At 65.9% G+C, this 3,593-nt stretch carries 5 protein-coding genes and 1 pseudogene; all 6 read left to right on the top strand.

The window, feature by feature from the left end; all coding sequences use genetic code 11:
- A partial coding sequence (locus tag ABYB95_RS19345; RefSeq protein WP_372660609.1) for a phosphoenolpyruvate carboxylase occupies positions 1-108 on the top strand: 108 nt, incomplete at its 5' end.
- A 59-nt stretch (positions 109-167) separates the two neighbouring features.
- Positions 168-1,025, top strand: a complete 858-nt coding sequence (locus tag ABYB95_RS19340; RefSeq protein WP_372660606.1) for a 3',5'-nucleoside bisphosphate phosphatase — start codon at positions 168-170, stop codon at positions 1,023-1,025.
- Positions 1,022-1,930 carry a DMT family transporter gene (locus tag ABYB95_RS19335; RefSeq protein ID WP_372660603.1) on the top strand — a complete coding sequence of 303 codons (909 nt, stop codon included), beginning with the start codon at positions 1,022-1,024 and terminating at the stop codon, positions 1,928-1,930. Before ABYB95_RS19340 ends, ABYB95_RS19335 begins: the two co-directional genes overlap by 4 nt.
- A gap of 62 nt (positions 1,931-1,992) precedes the next feature.
- On the top strand, positions 1,993-2,628 hold the full coding sequence (locus ABYB95_RS19330) for an L-threonylcarbamoyladenylate synthase (RefSeq protein ID WP_372660600.1): 636 nt from the start codon (positions 1,993-1,995) through the stop codon (positions 2,626-2,628).
- A gap of 81 nt (positions 2,629-2,709) precedes the next feature.
- Positions 2,710-3,378, top strand: coding sequence for a site-2 protease family protein (locus ABYB95_RS19325; RefSeq protein WP_372660597.1), 669 nt, complete (start codon positions 2,710-2,712; stop codon positions 3,376-3,378).
- Between the two features lie 10 nt (positions 3,379-3,388).
- A pseudogene (locus ABYB95_RS19320) lies at positions 3,389-3,593 on the top strand (tryptophan--tRNA ligase); the annotation flags it as partial.

The following is a 3,593-nucleotide window of genomic DNA, read 5'->3' as shown; positions in this document are numbered from 1 at the left end:
CGGCGCTACCGGGCGGGCGAACAAGACGTGGATCGCGATGGCAAGGTGCGCCGCGGCCTGCACATCTCCATCAACGGCATCGCCGCCGGTCTTCGCAACACGGGATGAGGTCGGCGCCCGCGCGACGGGCCGGTGCAGGGATCCCGTATCAAACCTAAAATGAACGCGTGAACACTCTGACCAACGCCGACCTCCACTGCCACTCCGTTGTTTCGGATGGCACCCTGACGCCCGAAGTCCTGGCGCAGCGCGCCAAGGACAACGGGGTCGAACTCTGGGCGCTCACCGACCACGACGAACTGGGCGGCCAGGAGCGCGCCCTGCAGGCGGCGCGGGCGCTGGGCCTGCCCTACCTCACCGGCGTGGAGATTTCGGTCACCTTTGCCCAGATCACGGTGCACATCGTGGGCCTGGGCATGGACCACCACCACCCGGCCTTGCTCGAAGGTCTGCGCACCACCCGGGGTGGCCGCGAGGAGCGCGCCCGGGACATGGCGGCAGGTCTGGCCCAGGTGGGCATTCAAGGCGCCTACGAGGGCGCCTTGAAATACGTGGGCAACCCGGATCTGATTTCCCGCGCCCACTTCGCCCGCCACCTGGTGGAGTCGGGCGTCTGCAGCGATGTGGGCGAGGTGTTCCGCAAGTTCCTCACCGAAGGCAAACCGGGCTTTGTGCCGCACCGCTGGGCCGGGCTGGGCGACGCGGTGCGCTGGATCACGCAGTCGGGCGGCATGGCGGTGATCGCCCACCCGGGGCGGTACGCCTTGAACGCCACCGGCGAATACGCGCTGTTCACCGAATTCAAGACCCATGGTGGACAGGGCGTGGAAGTGATGACCGGTGCCCACAACCAGGCCGACTTCGTCAAATACGCGGGCTATTGCCAGGAATTCGATCTGCTGGCCTCGCGGGGCAGCGACTTCCACAGCCCCGAAGAAAGCCGTTGCGATCTGGGCTCTCTGCCCCATCTGCCCGGCAGCGTGACCCCGGTGTGGGAGATGTTGCAGACGCGCATCCACAGATGAGTGCGGGCAGCGGGACCTTGAATGGCCGCGCCATCACCGGTATCGCCCTGCTGGTGACGGCGGTGGCCTGTTTCGCGGTGCTCGACACCACGGCGAAATACATCAGCACCACGGTGTCGGTGGTGATCTCGGTGTGGTTCCGCTACCTGTTCCAGGCCGTGGCCGTGGGCGCCGTCATGCTGCCGATCCGCGGACGCAGCCTGCTGCGCACCGACCACCCCCGCTACCAGTTGTTGCGCGGCATCTTGCTGGCCTCGATCAGCGCGCTGGCCTTCATCGGACTTCGGTACATGCCGGTGGCCGCGTTCACCGCCATCGTCATGACCGCGCCGCTGGTGGTCACCCTGCTCGCGGCGGTGTTTCTGAAAGAACGGGTGAGTGCGCTGCGCTGGGTCCTGGTGGCTGGCGGTTTTGCCGGCACCCTGCTGATCGCGCAACCCGGGAATGCCACGCTCAGCTGGGCCAGCCTGCTGCCCATCGTGCTGGTGGTGATGTTCGCCTGGTTCCAGATTCTCACCAGCCACATGGCCCGCACCGAAGACCCGATGACCATGCACTTCTACACCGGCTGTGTGGGTGCGGCGCTGTCGACCCTGGCGCTGCCGCTGTTCTGGCAAACCCTGCCCGAAGGCCGCACCCTGGCGCTGCTGTGCCTGATCGGTCTCATGGGCACCATCGGCCACTTCCTCCTCATCCTGGCCTATGCCCGCACGGCGGCGTCCACCCTCACGCCGTTTCTCTACGGCCAGATCGGGTTTGCCATGCTGACCGGCTGGCTGGTGTTTGACCATGTGCCCAGCCCCTGGGAGCTCGCCGGCATCGCGCTGATCGTGTTCTGCGGTGCCAGCGCGAGCTGGATCACGGCACGCGAAAAGCGCGAACCGGTCGAAGTGCCCGAACCTTGACCGCCATGGGTATTCGACCGCATGGGTGGTCGGCGCGCGCCGGTCTGTGACAATCCCACCCCATGTCCCAGTTTTTTGAAGTCCATCCCGAAAACCCGCAGCAGCGCCTGCTCAAACAAGCGGTGCAGTTGCTGGAGCGCGGCGGCGTGCTCGCCGTGCCCACCGACTCCAGCTACGCCCTGGTCTGCCACCTCGACGACAAAGCCGCCGCCGACCGGCTGCGGCGCATCCGCCAGGTGGACGACAAGCACCACCTCACCCTGCTGTGCCGCGACCTGAGCGAACTCGCCAGCTACGCCAAGGTGAACAACACGCAGTACCGCCTGCTCAAACAGGCCACGCCCGGTCCCTACACCTTCATCCTGGAGGCCAGCAAGGAAGTGCCACGGCGGGTCAGCCACCCGTCGCGCAAGTCCATCGGTCTGCGGGTACCCAACCACCTCGCGCTGCAAGCCCTGCTGACACTGCACAACGCGCCACTGCTGGCGACCACGCTGATCCCACCCGGCGAGTCCGAGCCGATGAACGACGCCAGCGAAATCCGCGAGCGCTTCGAGCACGAACTGGCGGGCATCGTGAACGCGGGCGCCTGCGCCCTGGAGCCCACCACCGTGGTGGACCTGACCCCCATGGCCACCGGCGGCGATCCCGAGGTCGTGCGCGCAGGAAAAGGCACGCTGGCCCTGCTCGGCCTCTGAACCTTCCACGCCCACCTCGACCGCTTTCGAAAGCCCGGCAGCCAGTCTGGGACAATAGCGGTTTGCTCCCACGCCCACGCCATGGATTTCGCCCAGATCGTTCAAACCGTTGCCCTCTACGCCTTGCCGGTGCTCTTTGCCATCACCGTGCACGAAGCGGCCCACGGTTATGCCGCGCGGCACTTTGGCGACAACACCGCCCACATGATGGGCCGCATCACGCTCAACCCGCTCAAGCACATCGATCCGGTGGGCACCATCGCCATGCCGTTGCTGCTCTATTTCGCCACATCGGGCGCCTTTTTGTTCGGCTACGCCAAGCCGGTGCCGGTGAATTTCGGTGCCTTGCGCAACCCCAAGCGCGACATGGTCTGGGTGGCACTGGCCGGCCCAGGTGCCAACTTCGTTCAGGCGGTGCTCTGGACCTTGCTGCTCTACGTGCTGGTCAGCCTGGGGATAGAGGAGACTTTCTTCCTGAAAATGTGCCAGGCGGGCGTGTTGGTCAATCTGGTGATGTTTGCCTTCAACCTGTTCCCGCTGCCGCCGCTGGACGGCGGGCGCATCCTGGTCGGGCTGCTGCCCTGGAAACAGGCCCAACTGGTTTCGCGCCTGGAGCCCTGGGGCTTCTTCATCGTGATGGCGCTGGTGATCACCGGCGTGGTGGGCCAGTTCTGGCTGATCCCGCTCATGGTCGCGACCCACGGTCTGATCGAACTGCTGCTCACCCCGCTGCGCCTACTCCTACTCTGACGATTTCCCCATGAGCACCCATCGCTTTCTCACCGGCATCACCACCTCGGGCACCCCGCACCTGGGCAACTACGTCGGCTCCGTGCGGCCCTCGGTACGGGCCAGCCGCCAGGACCAAGTGCAAAGTTTTTACTTTCTGGCCGACTACCATGCCCTCATCAAGCTCGGTGAGCCGGCCCGGGTGCAGCGTTCCACGCTGGAAATCGCCGCCACAT

The organism is Hydrogenophaga sp., assembly GCF_041633695.1.
Classification (GTDB): domain Bacteria; phylum Pseudomonadota; class Gammaproteobacteria; order Burkholderiales; family Burkholderiaceae_C; genus Hydrogenophaga.
Note: the sequence above shows the minus strand (reverse complement) of the source record. Positions and strands in the feature narration are given on the sequence as shown.